The organism is Zobellia laminariae (genome assembly GCF_030553095.1).
Lineage (GTDB): Bacteria > Bacteroidota > Bacteroidia > Flavobacteriales > Flavobacteriaceae > Zobellia > Zobellia laminariae.
In genome coordinates this window covers 2,117,813-2,133,217 of sequence record NZ_CP130738.1, presented here as the reverse complement: position 1 = coordinate 2,133,217, position 15,405 = coordinate 2,117,813, and the positions used below count along the sequence as shown (strand labels likewise).

Annotated in this window: 15 protein-coding genes; 9 read left to right on the top strand and 6 right to left on the bottom strand. The window is 37.3% G+C overall.

Annotated elements, in window-relative coordinates; genetic code table 11:
* Positions 1-54: 54 nt before the first annotated feature.
* Entirely contained in the window at positions 55-543 is a 489-nt protein-coding gene (locus tag Q5W13_RS10075) for a DUF6265 family protein (protein ID WP_304446200.1), read from the top strand.
* 4 nt (positions 544-547) lie between these two features.
* Positions 548-898, top strand: a complete 351-nt coding sequence (locus Q5W13_RS10070) for a hypothetical protein (RefSeq protein WP_194532872.1) — start codon at positions 548-550, stop codon at positions 896-898.
* Between the two features lie 86 nt (positions 899-984).
* On the opposite strand, the gene Q5W13_RS10065 is transcribed toward Q5W13_RS10070, so the two are convergent.
* Positions 985-1,452: a CBS domain-containing protein gene (locus Q5W13_RS10065; RefSeq protein ID WP_155595056.1), complete on the bottom strand. Its 468-nt coding sequence runs from the start codon at positions 1,450-1,452 to the stop codon at positions 985-987.
* Between the two features lie 206 nt (positions 1,453-1,658).
* On the opposite strand from Q5W13_RS10065, the gene Q5W13_RS24885 reads away from it, so the two are divergent.
* From Q5W13_RS24885 to Q5W13_RS10040, 6 genes are all read left to right on the top strand, one after another.
* On the top strand, positions 1,659-3,068 hold the full coding sequence (locus Q5W13_RS24885) for a M20/M25/M40 family metallo-hydrolase (RefSeq protein WP_368662510.1): 1,410 nt from the start codon (positions 1,659-1,661) through the stop codon (positions 3,066-3,068).
* Between the two features lie 32 nt (positions 3,069-3,100).
* Positions 3,101-3,946 (top strand): hypothetical protein, encoded by an 846-nt coding sequence (locus tag Q5W13_RS24880; RefSeq protein ID WP_368662509.1) that lies wholly within the window; start codon positions 3,101-3,103, stop codon positions 3,944-3,946.
* Positions 3,939-4,742: an SDR family oxidoreductase gene (locus Q5W13_RS10055; protein ID WP_304446199.1), complete on the top strand. Its 804-nt coding sequence runs from the start codon at positions 3,939-3,941 to the stop codon at positions 4,740-4,742. Before Q5W13_RS24880 ends, Q5W13_RS10055 begins: the two co-directional genes overlap by 8 nt.
* A 117-nt stretch (positions 4,743-4,859) precedes the next feature.
* Positions 4,860-5,231: a hypothetical protein gene (locus Q5W13_RS10050; RefSeq protein ID WP_155595059.1), complete on the top strand. Its 372-nt coding sequence runs from the start codon at positions 4,860-4,862 to the stop codon at positions 5,229-5,231.
* Positions 5,232-5,384: 153 nt separating this feature from the next.
* On the top strand, positions 5,385-6,143 hold the full coding sequence (locus tag Q5W13_RS10045) for a hypothetical protein (protein ID WP_304446198.1): 759 nt from the start codon (positions 5,385-5,387) through the stop codon (positions 6,141-6,143).
* A 167-nt stretch (positions 6,144-6,310) separates the two neighbouring features.
* The gene (locus Q5W13_RS10040; protein ID WP_304446197.1) at positions 6,311-7,615 is read left to right on the top strand and encodes an esterase-like activity of phytase family protein; all 1,305 of its coding nucleotides are present in this window, start codon (positions 6,311-6,313) and stop codon (positions 7,613-7,615) included.
* Between the two features lie 66 nt (positions 7,616-7,681).
* Here the strand turns inward: Q5W13_RS10040 and Q5W13_RS10035 are convergent, their stop codons facing one another.
* A complete protein-coding gene (locus Q5W13_RS10035; protein WP_304446196.1) occupies positions 7,682-8,176 on the bottom strand; it encodes a hypothetical protein in 495 nt (164 codons plus the stop codon).
* Positions 8,177-8,240: 64 nt separating this feature from the next.
* On the opposite strand from Q5W13_RS10035, the gene Q5W13_RS10030 reads away from it, so the two are divergent.
* On the top strand, positions 8,241-9,179 hold the full coding sequence (locus tag Q5W13_RS10030) for an NAD-dependent epimerase/dehydratase family protein (RefSeq protein ID WP_304446195.1): 939 nt from the start codon (positions 8,241-8,243) through the stop codon (positions 9,177-9,179).
* 143 nt (positions 9,180-9,322) lie between these two features.
* Here Q5W13_RS10030 and Q5W13_RS10025 read toward each other — a convergent pair whose 3' ends face one another.
* From Q5W13_RS10025 to Q5W13_RS10010, 4 genes are all read right to left on the bottom strand, one after another.
* Positions 9,323-11,275 carry an OmpA family protein gene (locus Q5W13_RS10025; RefSeq protein ID WP_304446194.1) on the bottom strand — a complete coding sequence of 651 codons (1,953 nt, stop codon included), beginning with the start codon at positions 11,273-11,275 and terminating at the stop codon, positions 9,323-9,325.
* 11 nt (positions 11,276-11,286) lie between these two features.
* Positions 11,287-12,210: a PorP/SprF family type IX secretion system membrane protein gene (locus Q5W13_RS10020; protein ID WP_155595064.1), complete on the bottom strand. Its 924-nt coding sequence runs from the start codon at positions 12,208-12,210 to the stop codon at positions 11,287-11,289.
* Positions 12,211-12,252: 42 nt separating this feature from the next.
* The gene (locus Q5W13_RS10015) at positions 12,253-13,476 is read right to left on the bottom strand and encodes a T9SS type B sorting domain-containing protein (protein WP_304446492.1); all 1,224 of its coding nucleotides are present in this window, start codon (positions 13,474-13,476) and stop codon (positions 12,253-12,255) included.
* Between the two features lie 120 nt (positions 13,477-13,596).
* Positions 13,597-15,273 (bottom strand): immunoglobulin domain-containing protein, encoded by a 1,677-nt coding sequence (locus Q5W13_RS10010; RefSeq protein ID WP_304446193.1) that lies wholly within the window; start codon positions 15,271-15,273, stop codon positions 13,597-13,599.
* Between the last annotated feature and the right edge of the window lie 132 nt (positions 15,274-15,405).

Here is a 15,405-nt window from a genome sequence, read left to right as displayed (position 1 = left end):
TGCGTTTACAAACGGATAAATCAGTATCTTACTGACTTATAAATCATGTAACATATGAACCGCATTATCTTTGTCTTCTTTTTTATTTCCCTGGCTACTCAGGCTCAAAACACCACTACCCTTCCTAAAGATACCACACCACCCCATGCTACTTTGAACGATATTTCTTGGATGCAAGGATATTGGACTGGTGAAGCTTTTGGCGGAATTACAGAAGAAATTTGGACACCACCGCTGGGCGGTTCCATGATGTTTTCTTTTAAGTTGGTAGTTGATGGTGAAGTCTCTTTTTATGAGTTAGGACATATTCGTGAGGTAAATAAAACCTTAGTATATGAGCTCAAGCATTTTAATGACGATTTAAAAGGATGGGAAGAAAAAGATGAAGTGCACTCGTTTAAATTGGTAAAAGTAGATGGTGACCGAGTGTATTTTGAAGGATTTACTTTTGAAAAAGTAAGCGACAACGAAATCAACATCTATGCACAAATTGATAATGAAGATGGTTCTACCGAAGAGGTAGCCTTCAACTTTAAAAAATAGTGGTTTGAAAAAAAAGTGTTTGGATTGTGGTACTGAGATTAAGGGAAGAGCGGACAAGAAATTTTGTTCTGATTACTGCCGTAATGCCTATCATAATAGCGCCAACAAGGACAGTAACAACCTAATTCGTAATACAAACAACCGTATGCGAAAGAATTACCGGATTCTAGATAGCTTTAATTTAAAGGATGGAAAAACTACAACGACCAAAGCGAAGCTTCTAGACAAAGGCTTTGATTTTGATTTCATCACCAGTCTGTACACCACAAAAAAAGGCTCGGTGTATTTCTTTGTTTATGATCTAGGGTATCTGCCACTAGACAATGATTTTTATATGATTGTGAAACGAGAGTAATTAAAGCACTCCATAAAAAAAATGCTTCCCTTGTGAGGAAAGCATTGCATGTTTTTTTCAGTAATGTGTTTGGGGTTAACGTGACACTACCAACTATGACCTGTTAATTTCAAAGCAGCAACAACTATATCTTTTCGGCTTATCTGGCCTACCAAAATACCGTCTTGCATTACGGGAAGCCTTCTTCTGTTGTGCTTATCAAAAATACCAGCAGCATCAAAAATTGAGATATCATGGGGAATGGTCTCAACTTCTTTCGTCATAAATTTCTCTACACTCTTATCAAGAATAGGCTGGTTAAAATACCGGCTTTCAGAAATCTGCTTCATACAATCGGCCTCAGAGATAATACCTACTAAGAAACCGTTATCGTCCATGACAGGTCCACCCGAAATATTATACTTGGTAAACTGCTCCATAACTTCTAAAATAGACTGGTCTGGTTTAAAAGTTACCAGTTTTTTAGTCATGTAGTCCGATACCAATATGGGCGCGTCATATTCTTTCTTTACATCTACTTTTGCCCGTGGGCCTTGAAAACTTTTTATTCCCATATAGTTTCGTTTTTATTGCCTAGCGGCAGGTTAGGTTAATTACTAAAGATAGTGAATTTTTTAATGGAATATTTACTTATTCGACGTATTACTAGTTGTATTCTTACTATTTTAATAAAAAATATGTAAATATTCATTTTAAACGCTTGCTCAACAAAATAGATTTTCTATTAGAATCCTATGTTTTAATTTGAGAACTTTAACCAATGAAAAGATTTCCCTCCACCATTTCCTTTCTACTTTTATTAGCCGCTATATATTGGGGGTTTCATACGTCTATGCCGGTCTATGAAGAAGACGCATCTGCACCTGCTAGTTCATTTTCTACAGATCGTGCGCTAAAACACGTTAAAAAAATCTCACAAGAGCCCCATGCCATTGGCTTTCCCGCCCATAAAAAAGTACAGGAGTATATTGTTTCTGAACTTGACAAAATGGGTTTCCAAACGTCGCTTCAGACAGGTTATACCATTGGAGATTGGGGAAATATGAGTAAGCCAGAGAATATTATTGCTAAAATAGAAGGTAGCGGAACGGGTAAGGCATTACTTCTTCTTTCTCATTATGATAGTCACCCTCACTCTTCCTTTGGCGCCAGTGATGCCGGTAGTGGTGTGGCTACCGTATTAGAGAGTGTAAGAGCCTATCTATCTAAAGGAAAGCAGCCTAAAAATGACATTATCATCTTATTTACCGATGGAGAAGAATTGGGCCTGAATGGTGCAGACCTCTTTGTAAATGAACATAAATGGGCAGAAAATATAGGTTTAGTCCTCAATTTTGAAGCCCGGGGCAGTGGTGGACCAAGTTATACCTTCATAGAAACCAACAGAGGAAACCAACACTTGATACGCGAATTTATAAAGGCCAATCCAAAATACCCCATGGCCAATTCATTGTATTACAGTATCTATAAAATGCTTCCGAACGATACGGATTTGACGGTTTTTAGGGAAGGCAGGGATATTCAAGGGTTTAATTTTGCTTTTATAGACGATCATTTTGATTACCACACCGCTCAAGACACTTATGAGCGTCTGGATAAAAAAACATTAGCACACCAAGGCAGTTACTTGGCTCCCTTACTGGAGCATTTTAGTACTATTGAGCTAAACCAATTAGCAAGCCTAAATGACTACGTGTATTTTAATATGCCTCTGTTTGGTGTTATCTCCTATCCGTTTGATTGGATTTGGCCCATGTTAGCGCTGGCTTTTTTATTTTTCGTTGGTAATCTAGTCTACGGATTCAGAAAAAAGACCTTGACAGGTAAAGGAGTTTTTATTGGTTTTGTTCCGCTATTCCTATCCTTAGGGATAAATGGACTTATCGGGTATTACAGTTGGCCCGTTTTAAAACGGATTTACCCAACTTACAATGATATTCTACATGGTTTCACTTATAACGGCTACGCTTATATTTTTGCATTCGTATGCCTTTCTTTAGCCATTTGCTTTGGTATATATCATAAATTCAGAAAAACACCCGTAACAGATTTAGTTGTGGCTCCCTTAATTTTATGGTTGATTCTTTGTGGAGCAGTCGCTCAATATTTACCTTATACGCTAGTTTCTTTGTTATCCCTGTATTCGCATTACTTGCTTCATGGTATGTAATATTGAATCAAAAAGTGCCTAGCGTACTTCTTATGGCATTTCTAGCATTACCGGCCATATGGCTGTACACACCTTTAGTTAAAGGTCTACCTGTAGGATTAGGTCTCAAGATGATGGTAGGCTGTACAGCACTCGTTACCCTAATTTTCTTTCTACTCCTCCCTATTTTCGGGATGTACAAACGTAAAAAAAAGTGGGCCTATTTTGGGCTACTTGCTTTTGCAGTCACCACTATATACGCTCATATGCATTCAGGTTTTGATACAGAAAATGGTAAACCAAGCAGTCTGGTCTATCTTCTTGACACAGATAAAAATACGGCACAATGGGCCAGTTATGATCAAGTATTAATTGATTGGAATAAAGCCTTTTTAGAAACAGATAACAAAGCTGAAAAGAACCTAAACAAAAACACTATTAGCAGTAAATACAATACACTGTTTAGTCGTTCTGCAGATGCACCAGTAAAGCAAATTGAAGGCCCTAAAATTGAAGCCATAAGAGATACAATTATTGGGAACAGCAGAACTATAGAACTTTGCATTACGCCACAACGCGCAGTAAACCGTTTGGACATTTTTACCGAAAGTATGCATCTGGAAAAAGTGAAAATCAATCAAATAGAGCTTTCTCCCTATTACCTAGAAGACAGAAAAACCAGTAAATTGGTTACCCATTACATAACGGACAATGCCTATACCGAGCTTGAAATAACCATACCAAAAGAAAGTGTTCTTGAGCTCACCTTTAACGAAGCTTCCAATAACCTTTTAAACCACCCTCTTTTTACGGTTCCAGAAAGACCAAAAACCAGTATTCCTATGCCGTTTGTGCTTAATGATGCTATTATAACCACTAAAACCATCAAATTTGAATAAAAACATAGCCATTATGGGCTGCGGTTGGCTTGGCCTTCCTTTGGCACAAAAGTTTATAGAAAAAGGATACAAAGTAAATGGCACAACAACTTCAGAAGATAAAATCTCCCTATTAGCTGCAAAAGGCATTCATCCCTTTCTTATATCTCTTTCGGAAACGGAAATAAGCGGAGATATGAATTCATTTTTAACCCATGCTGATGTTTTGATATTAAACGTCCCTCCAAAATTACGAGGTGAGCACAAAGAGAACTACGTTAAAAAAATGCAACTGGTACTGAAGGCTATAAAATCTTCCACAGTTCGTAAGATAATATTTGTAAGCAGTACATCTGTATATGGTGATATAGATGGAGAGATAACCGAAGACACCAAACCGGAACCTTCTACCGAATCTGGAAGGCAGCTTTTGGAATGTGAAGAGTTATTTCAAAATGAACCCGAACTTGAAACTACCGTTATACGATTTGGAGGTTTGATCGGTCCAAATAGGAACCCGATCACGATGCTCTCCAAAAGAAAAAACCTTAAGAACGGGAATGCACCTATCAACTTAATTCACTTGAACGATTGTATACGAATCATCTATAAATCAGTTAAGGAAAATTGGGGGCAGGATTTATTTAATGCAGTGTTTCCCTATCACCCAGATAAAAGAGACTATTACAGCTTACAAGCAATTAAGCATAAGCTTCAATTACCCGAATATGCTGACGATACAGACAAAAAAGGTAAACTTATACGTTCCTACAACCTTACAAACGTTAAAGATTTTAGGTTTACTACAACGTTGTAGGTATTTTTCACCACAGCTATCTGCCATTTCACAACAAACTAATTCTATAATTGTTAATGCATCGTGCATTTCATCGATTAAAAGGTAACTTTGGTATATAAATTAAAACTATTTGCCATGGAAGATTCAGGTCTAAGAAGCCGGATTCTTATAGAAATAAAGAATCTGATTGCTTCAAGCTGTACCAAGCAAAAAGTTCCCCCAAAAATGAGAAAGTTGCATGTATCGATATTAAAAAATCATTACAATGCAGCAAACGTGTCTATGGATTATCATAGACGAAGGGTTGAGATGGACATTATTATGGATGACAAAGATTATGACCCTAAAACGGTAAATCTTTCTATTCCCACGTTACACACCAACCTGTGGTTTAAAAATTTATATGATTTTTTAGAATCATGTATTGATCAAGACCCTAAAAGCTTAGCACTTTATTCTATGCTTTTAAAATCGTATAAAAACAATGAGAGTTCACTTGTTGCTTAGTACAAACAACCAAACCGACATAAAAAGGATGCCCTAGGGCATCCTTTTTTTATTTGTGCTTTTTCATTATGCTTTTATTCACAGATACATACCAATAATATTGCTAATTTTGCAAACCGCAACCAAAACGATAGAATCGTAAAATAGCAACACATGAAAAAATTATTTGTCGTACTGCTTTTGAGCATCAGTTTTTCAGCCATAGCACAATCTAAAAGCGACTTGCAAAAACATTATGAGGCCTTTTATAAGGAAATGAGAATTCAAGGAGATGTAAACGGTGTAATTAGTGCGCTTACCCATCTTAATGTAATTGATCCTTCTGACCAAAGAAAAGACACTTTGGCATTCGTATATGCGAACAACAATCAGCATATGCAGGCATTGAATACGATTGGTATAGAAAAGAAAGCAACAGATTCTGACATGGCCGTTCAGGTAAAAGCTATTTCTTTAAAAGCATTGGGCCAACCCAAGCGAGCATTAGAGCAATTTGAAGAACTTTTTAAAAGAACTCCCAACCCTTATTTAGCATATGAACTTGCTGATCTAAAGATTCAAACGGGAGCAAATTCTGAGGCTGTTACCAATATTGATTATGGAATGGCCAATGCAAAAGATGATATGAAATATGCTTTCTATGAGAGACAACAACCTTATGAGGTTCCTCTAAAAGCTGCATTTCTTCACTTAAAGGCTCTTACTATATATGATAACAATAGCGGTGATATAGATGCTGCAATAGCAAAAATAGATGAGGCTCTTGCTATAGACCCTAATTTTAACTTGGCTAGCTTGAGTAAGCAAGCGCTTGAATCTAGAAAGAATCCTCCAGCAGCAGCTCCAGCTCCTCCTGTTGAGACCGGAAAAAAGAAGAAGAAAAAAAAATTAAAAATTCAGAATATGAGGTAGTATAACAATTACCTTTTATAATATAACATTTTAATGCCGCACTTAGGTCTTTCCCTATTGTGCGGTATTTTTTTTATAACGATCTCTTCATTTTCAATTAACAACACGGCCCCTTAAATATTGGAACTTTAGTCCTTGCTAAATGAACCTAAATTCCATATTTAAAAATGAAAAAACTAATACTACTGTGCGTAGGCCTCTTCATGCTAAATTCTTGCGATTACATTGACGATTTTATTGGTCAGGGTCCAGAACCCGTTTCGGTTTCCCCATCAGAGGTCCTAGAAACCAATACGCAATACCCTTTACCTTATGCAGTCTTAAACACTATAAACGGAGACGTTGAAGTAAGAAACGGCGGGTTTGGCTCAGGTGCTACTGCCCACCCCACTGAAGAAGCCGAGTTTTATGCCATTACCGACCGTGGGCCTAATACCAATTACCTAGATGGAAAGAAGTTTCCAGTTGCGGAATACACTCCGCGTATTGGCCACCACTATACCGTCACTTCATCAGGAAAAATAGAACTTATTGATGAAATTCTTTTAAAAGACCCCACAGGTAAAACCATAACCGGAATACCCAATCCCGAAGGAAAGGGAGCTACTGGTGAAATACCTTATGATGCCGCTGGAAATGCAATTCCTTTTGATGATTTTGGTCTGGATTCCGAAGGTATCGTAGCATTAAAGGACGGTACGTTTTGGGTATCCGATGAATACGGACCACATATTGTACACTATTCGGCCAATGGAGTTCAAATAGAGCGCATATCCCCCATTGGTGTCAATGAAGATACCGGCGATCGCAAATTACCTGCTGTCTTTGCCAAAAGACGGGCGAACAGAGGTATGGAAGGTCTTGCTATTACTCCAGACGAAAAAACCCTTGTGGGTATTATGCAATCTACAATGTACAACCCGGAAAAAATTCAATCCAACATCACGCGCATCGTAACATTTGATTTGGAAACGGGCTACACCAGACAATATGTATACGTTCAGGAAAAAGCCAATCTTTCCAACTCCGAAATTACCGCAATTTCCGACACCGAGTTTTTGGTGGTAGAACGCGATGGCAAATTTGCCGGGGAAGGACCGGCCCAAAAACACATCTACAAAATAAATCTTAACGGGGCTACTGATATAAGCGGTAACAACCCAAAAGATGAAAACGGCCTCATGATAGGAGATAAAACCATTGAGCAATTAACCGTTCAGGAATTAGCAGCTGCAAACATTATACCCGTTCAAAAAGAACTAGTAGTAGACCTTGTAGCGGAATTTGGTTATGCCCATGATAAACTTGAGGGCATCTGGGTTATGAACAGTAACACGCTTGCTTTTATTAATGATGATGACTTTGCTGTATCGGACAATGATGGAGACGGTGTTATTGAGCAAAAAATACTGCCAGGAACTACAGATATAGACGCTAGCTCACTCTACATGGTAAAGACAAATTTTAAATAGACCAATCCTTATCCTATTCTTATACCAAGCGACCTATCCATTAAAGATTGGTCGCTTTTTTTATTTTTAGAAATCCAAGATTAATTCTGTATCCAAGGTGTTATTTACCACAACGTTGAATTGATTTCTAAAAGCGTTATACGCTTCCATCATTTGAACAATGGATTCCTCTGGGTCTATTCTATAAAATAAATCGCCCTTTACTTTAAGCAGATACGTTTTAAATACTTTTTGACGACTTTTTACTTGTGGAATATTGAATTCTTTTGGGTAGGTTGATTCCTCCAATTGATTTTGCTTGGTTATCATTTCGTCAATAACCAATCGTAAATCTTCTATATTGGCAACCGTATGGAGTGCATCAAAACTGGTTTCAAAAGACGCAAATTCTATCCAATCATCTAGAATAGCTTGGGCTTTTGGTTTAATAGGGAGTTTCTTTGCCCATTTTTCACTACTTAATTCTTGGGCAATAACATCCTCTACAACCAATTCTTGTTTTTGTTCTTTACAGGCTACTGTTAATACTAGCATCAAACTAAAGAAGAAGATTCTTTTCATAAAGCGAATGTACAAATTTTAAGAAGCGCTATCTTTATTCCCCAATTCATTTAACGAGATATTAATGGAAAAATCTATTCTGATTATAGGTGCTTGTGGCCAAATAGGTACTGAGCTAACCATGGCGTTACGCAACACATACGGCAATGAAAGTGTAATTGCCAGTGATATTCGCGAGGGCAATGAAAATTTGATGGATTCCGGTCCGTTTGAGATTTTAGATGCCACAGACTATGATGCTCTTGAAGAGATTGTTGCCTATTATGAAATTACTGAAATCTACCTAATGGCAGCCATGTTGAGCGCTACGGCAGAAAAGTTTCCTATGCGTGCTTGGAACCTAAATATGAATTCGCTCTTTAATGTCCTTAACCTAGCCAAAGAGAAAAAAATAGACAAAATATTCTGGCCTTCCAGCATTGCTGTTTTTGGACCTAATACACCAAAAGAAAACACTTTACAAAGCACTATAATGGAGCCAAGTACCGTGTACGGTATAAGTAAACAATCTGGTGAACGTTGGTGCGATTATTACTTTCACAAGTTTGGAGTTGATGTACGAAGTATTCGTTACCCTGGATTAATTAGTTGGAAAACCATGCCTTATGGCGGAACTACAGATTATGCGGTAGAAATTTACCACAAAGCATTATCAGAGAAAGCATATACGTGCTTTTTAAAAGAGGATACCGAGTTACCGATGATGTTTATGGAAGATGCTATCAAAGCTACCTTACAGCTCATGGAAACCGATGCTGAAAATGTAAAAGTTCGCTCATCGTATAATTTATCGGCTATGAACTTTACGCCTTCTCAAATGGCGGAAAGTATTCAAAACCACATTCCTGATTTTAAAGTTTCTTATGAACCAGATTTTCGTCAGGCAATAGCTGATTCTTGGCCTAGTAGTATTGATGATCAAGAAGCAAGGCGAGATTGGGGTTGGCAAGCAGAATTTGACGAAAAAACCACGAAAGAGATGTTGGAAAATTTGGCTCCCTAAGTCAAAGATCCCAACATTCTATCGTAATAAATTAAAAACCATTTAACCCATAGTACAACCCGTCTACAAGCTAAATAAGTTTTTAAAGTCACATCCCAAAAATGCTAGTTCTACAGCTAGCATTTTTGATATGTTTAATACTATTATCTTTTTGCGTTGCGAACCTCATCGGCTTGTTTGGAAACGATAATGAAATTAGACCGTCTGTTTTCCAAATGCTTTTGGTCGCTACACTTTACGCCATTAGCACAATCATTTTTTAGTCGATATTCCCCATAACCATGGGCACTTTCAATCCTATCCGCATCAATACCTTTTGAAAGCAAGTAACGTCTTGTGGACTTCGCCCGATTATCCGATAGCTCCAAATTATAGGAGTCAGAACCTCTGGCATCTGTGTGTGATTCAATTTTAATCTTTATTTCAGGAAATGTTTCCATGGCAAAAAGTACTTTTTCAAGTTCTATTTCTGCCCTTGTAGTAATATCAGATTTGTCATATTCAAAATAGATTGGATTTACCTTAATTTTCTCCATATCTCCATCTTTCTCTACCAAACTATCAAAAGGAGTTAAATACACCTTATTGTCCTTAGAAGGAGCTTCAGGGTTTTCACCAGTTTGAATCATTACAGTTTCTTTGGAAAATCCTGCTCTAGAAAAGACCAATGTATTTTTCTTGTTACACGGAAGTATTATTTTATAAAATCCGGACTCATCCGTTCTATAAATAGAAACCAATTCAGCTACCGAATTTTTGAGTTCTACATTGGCATTTGCAATAGGTTCGCCTGTTAGCTTGTTCAATACGTATCCTGAATACTCTAAACAATCTGTTGCTTTTACCTTTTCAAATCGATAAATATCATCATCCCCTTTACCTCCAGCACGGTTGGAAGCAAAATATCCATTACCTTTTTTATTTTCTCGGATGAATGAAAAATCATCCATATTACTATTCAAAGGTTTGCCCATGTTAAGTGGTAAAGAATACTGGGTCTTAGAAGAAATTATTGAACCAAAAATATCCAATCCTCCTAGTCCGTAATGACTATCCGATGAAAAATACAATACCTCATTATTTACAAAAGGAAACATTTCTCTACCACGTGTATTTATCGTAGAACCCAAGTTCATAGGGTCTGACAGTACATCTCCATCATTATTTAAATCAACCACGTAAATATCGCTTTCTCCAAACCCGCCGGGCATATTAGAGGTAAAATATAAATATCTACCATCAGGGCTTAATGCCGGATGTCCACAAGAATACTCTTTACTATTAAAGCTCAACGAGGTTACGTTGATAAGTTCATTATTATGTATCGTTCCCCTTAAGATTTGCATGTTAGACAAACCATCATCATTGGCACTTAACTTGTTTTTCTTCTTTAGATAATTCCGCGTAAAGTATACCGTTTGTCCATCCCAAGAGAACGTCAAAGTTGCATCATGATAAGAAGACTCTAAATTTTCTAAGTATTTTTCCGGGATGTAATTTGAATTATTTGGTTTAGTAACATAGAGGTCCAAATAAGGCTGTTTGTTCCATGGATACAATTCTCCGTTAGACTTTACAGTGTCTCTAGCCGAAGCGAAGATTAATCCGTCATTAAAAAACATAGGTCCAAAATCTGATTTTCTACTGTTAAAAGGCAGATTCATGGTGGTATATTTCTCTTGCTGACCTAAGGTGCTATCCAAATGTTTCTTTTGAGACAACATCATGTTTAACCTATCTTCATCTGTATAAAAATCTCTCAGCAATTCGTCGGCTTTTTCATTTTGCATACTTGCTTTAAGGCTTTGCACTAGTTTAATAATGTTGCCTTCACCAACTTCCTTGCCTTTTATGCTGTATAATTTTTCATACCACTTAACCGCTTCTTGATACCTGTTCATGTTGAAATAGCTATCTGCCAAATGCTGAATAACGTCAAGAGATGGCCTTCTTTTTTCAGACGCTAAATCGCTGTACAAATCAATTGCCTTATCAAATTTAAAATCCTCAAAATAGGCATTGGCTTTTTCTTCCTTACTTTGGGCAGTAACCATAAGGCATGTGCCCATAAATATGTATAGTACTAGTTTTTTCATGATAGTAAGTTTTAGAAGAATCTAGGTGACAATGCTCTTTTCTTAGCATCAAATAGATTGTATTTGAGAATGATTTCGTGAGAGCCGTCATTATAACTTTCCAAGCCCGTTATAGAATAATCATAAGAGTACCCTAAAAAGAAGCTTTTAGCAATATGAAGACCTGCCAAAGCACTAATGGCATCATTGTAACGGTATGCCAAGCCCAAAGCCAAGGTTTCCTTTATCAAGAAATTACCAGATACATCTACAGTTATTGGTGCTCCCGCCACATGTTTAGTTAAAATAGCCGGTTTAAATTTTAAATTATCAGAAAGGTCCATAACATAGCCTGCCATTAAATAATACTGACTTTTTCTATTGGTCACTATTTCTTCATCATCACTATAAATCTGAGAATTCAAAAAATTGTGGGTAGAAACCCCAACGTACCAATTGCTACTATGAAAGTAAGCTCCGGCGCCAAAAACTGGTCTGACTTTGTTCAGGTTTTCAGCAAATATTGGATCTTGACCGTCTTGGTAAGTCCCTTTGGACCAGTCCACTTTTAAAACATCTATTCCCGCATTGATTCCCAAAGAAAGCTTTGTAAAATACCCAGTTGGTATCTCATACGAAAAAGTACCATTTACATCAAGGTCGTTTGCAGCCCCAATATTATCATTGATAATGGTAAGTCCTAGACCTACTCTCTCTCGCAATCTTCCCTGAACGGATAAAGATTGCGTCTCTGGAGCACCATCTATACCCACCCATTGTGAACGGTGCAAAACAGTAGCCTCCAGAATACCTCTAGCCGAATAACCTGAATTTAATACTGCCGTATTATACATGTATTGTGTATACTGCGGAGGTTGTTGGCCATAGGCCGTACTCATATTAAAAGTAAGATAGCAGAGCATAACTATCTTTATAGTAGTGCAAAGTAATTTCATAATTGACAAGGGTTTGGTATGAATAGTTTAAAGCACAATGTATTATCTGGCCAATTGTAACCAGCCAATAAGGTTTCTTTCTAATTCCGGTATTTGAATAGAATAGTAGTATGTTCCCGAAGGTAAATGGTCTCCCTTATTTAAAACGCCTTTTACATTTGCCATACCATCCCAAGTATTGCGGTAGTCTGCCGTTTTGTAAACAAGGTTTCCATTACGATTATATATTTCTACAGTATTTGAATAATCTTCAATACATTGAACAGTGAAAACATCATTGAAACCATCATTATTAGGAGAGAATTCATTGAAAACCTTTAGACAGAATTCTTCGCCCAAAACCATTCCACAAGTAGTTACCTCAACTTCAAGAAACATCATCTTATTTGGGCTACAGGTTGAATCATCTACGTAAGAGACATTAATATTCGTATTGGTTAACTCCGTCCATGATACGGTTACAAAATCATCTGCAGAAGTACCGCCTTCTGTTATTGTACCACCTACTACGGTCCAAGAGTAATCTTCTTTACCACTATTGGTAACGTAGGTGTACGAGCGGTTTTGACAAACTTTTACAGACTCTCCCGTTAAAGTTATAGGAGAAGAACCATCATCATCTAAAGTAGTGTCTATCATTAAGCGCTCACTACTTTCACAACCATTTTCAACAGCTGCCACATAATAACTACGTCCGTTTTCTATAGGTGAGGAAGGATCAATTGCATCTCCCCCGGAAGCGCTATCATAGAACACAACATTTGTTTGATCAGTCTGAATATCTGCCACAACTGGTGTATCGCTATTACAAAAAGTCTGATCTGTAGAATTGGTAGTCGGTGTAGGAACATCAACAATAGTAACTTCTATCTGTACTCTTGCCAATATAGATGTAGGTATATCTAAAATTCCTGCAAAATAAATTTGACCATTCACCAAAGGTGTCTCAGCAGTTAATTGCAACCCATCTGTTAGGGCATCAAATAGAATTATATCTCCTAGGCCTACTTGTAAATCTGCTATTGTAGGGAAATCAGCAGCGCAAAATACCTGTAGCACATCATCTATTAACAAATCAGGAAGGTCTACTAAAATCTCATCAGACACGGTACAAAGGACACCTTGTAGAAAAGCTTCGAGCGTGTTATCTAAATCGGAAACTAAATCTAAAGCATCTACCTCTACGCTAAAAGAAGAATCTGCCGCTACTACGCCATCATATAATTTTCCGTTTACGGCTAAAGATATAGGCTCTCCCAATAACATCACCAGAAACAGTTCCGGTTACATCTACCGTATTGGTACCGTTAAAAATATCTAGCAAACCATCTAAACTAATCATAGGGTTTGAATCAATAGATATTGTTTTTGCAACGTCTACCACATTTACTTCAACAGATTGTAAATCTCCAGAAACGTTCTCGCAACTGCTAAATCATCTTTTACGGCCACATAATAATTGTAAGGTCCACCTGCTTCGGTAAGTCCGGTTATGGTCATTACACCATTGTCATCTATCTCATAGGTAACATCGCCAGACACCATACCGTCCGTAATTTCAGTGGTCTTATTTGCATCTAAATACCATGAAAAAGTACCATTAATAGAACTTGACGGAACAAGTACTACATTGTTTGATGAACAAATAGGATTCTCATTTCCTAAAACAGTAATATCTGCGGCAGTTGGTATAGGTTCAACATTCACTTCAACTGCAGTTCGTGGTGATTCCTGAGCGCATCCTATTTCAGCAGAAGCTACATAATAGGTTGTATCTGAATTTAAAATTGGCGTAGCAAAAGCATCACCTGAATTTGTAGTTGCTAATAAATTTCCGTTTGTCGCGGCATCATACCATCTTAGCTCAACGTTATTGGCGTTTTGAACTTCTGCTGTAATAGTAGTACTTGAACCAGCACAGATATTTAAATCATCTGCAATAGAAGTGATTACTGGTGTTGCAGGTGCCCTATAAACATCAAAAATTCTAATATTTTGATCAATACCAACACCTACCAAAGATGATAACCGCACCGTTACTCTATCAACAGGAGTTGCGGGGTCAAAACCTATAATGACCGTTTCGCCATTCTGTAATAAGGTTAAAAGGTCTAAATCTAATAAATTGGCCAGATTCTCCGAATATACAGGTGCATCAGCCCCATTTTGGCCAATCACCTCAATTGAATTAGCTATATCCAATTGCAATAAGGAAGGATCTATACCAATTTCTGCGTAGTAATTATCGTTTGTATCATCGGCACTATTAAAATAGATAGTCTGCTCAACATCTGCTGCAACATCTATAATTCCAAGACCTAGCTTAGAAAAGGTGCTTCTGTTTCCATCTATGGCTAAATCCGGATTTGTTACCCCAGCTCCACCTAAGTCCAGTAAATCTAACGAAATACCGTTACCACTATAGGACGTGTAATTAGGTGCACCACAAGGTGTATCTCCATCTCCATAAAAAACTCCATAGACATCTAAGTCACGTTCTTGACCTAATCCTATTAATGACCCCATGCTATTCGTTAAGCGTACTCTGTCATACGGACTAGACGGAGTTAAGGCAAGAAAGTAATCTCCGTTTTTATCCATAATAACTCGTGCCTCATCAGATGAAAAAGCATCTGCAGCACTAGAACTTGCCTGCTGTACTACATTGGTATTATTAAGAGCTTCTACAGAAAATTCTTGATTACCAATTAGCACAACACCAGTAATATCAGAAAGTAAGCCGCCTAAGCTGCCGCCCAATAAACTAGAAAGTATATCCTCTTCAGATTCAATCTTCAAATAACTTGTGGTATTTACCGGTAACGTAGTTGGGTAAGTTAATTCTAAATGACCATCATAAGCACCAAGACCCAAAGCTAAACCTGAACTGGCTCGGATGGTTGCATTAGATGTTAAATCAGAATCGATAGCATTGTTTGATAAGGTAACTTCGTCTTCACTGGAAATAGCATCAACATAGACCTTATCTTGTGCGTGCGTAAAAGCGCAAAAAAACAGCAATAAACATATAAAGTTTTGCTTTAGAGTAGTTTTACGTATCATAGGCAAGTAATTGTAGGTTAAGTCCTATAAAAAACAGGGCTTACCTACTAATTATTGTCTATGCTATTATATACCTTCGGTAAAAAGTATATATTTTCGACGAACGGTAACATTATTGGAAAAATGCAGGTT